1 protein-coding gene is annotated in these 434 nt (G+C 73.3%); it reads right to left on the bottom strand.

The genetic code is table 11. The annotated features are described in order from the left end of the window. A partial coding sequence (locus KE671_RS22620) for an FBP domain-containing protein (RefSeq protein WP_211986808.1) occupies positions 1-434 on the bottom strand: 434 nt, incomplete at both ends.

The following is a 434-nucleotide window of genomic DNA, read 5'->3' on the forward strand; positions in this document are numbered from 1 at the left end:
GCAGGATCCGCAGGTCGCGCGCGAGCTCCCGGTCGTAGCCCTGATACGCCAGCGGCGGCAACCGGCGCACCGCGCGGTTGCAGCAGGATCCGCAGGTCGCGCGCGAGCTCCCGGTCGTAGCCCTGATACGCCAGCGGCGGCAACCGGCGCACCGCGCGGTTGCAGTCGAAGTCGGCGCACGCCAGCACGCCGACCGAGTCGCCCTTGCGCCCGGCCGGACCCGCCTTCCGCGCCACGAACAGCTGCACGTCGTTGCGGAGCGTGACGTCTTCGCACCACGAGCACTGGGCGCGGGCGAGCACCCGCTGCTCGGCACGCTGCAGGAGCACGCCGACGGGGGTGTCGTCCTGCCAGGTCACGACGTACGCGCGACGCGGCAGACGCGGGTCGGTCCAGCCGAGGAAGTCGAGCCGGTCGAAGTCGAGGTCGGCGAA

The sequence above is a fragment of the Citrobacter amalonaticus genome, from assembly GCF_018252635.1.
GTDB classification, from domain to species: Bacteria; Pseudomonadota; Gammaproteobacteria; order Enterobacterales; family Enterobacteriaceae; genus Citrobacter_A; species Citrobacter_A amalonaticus_E.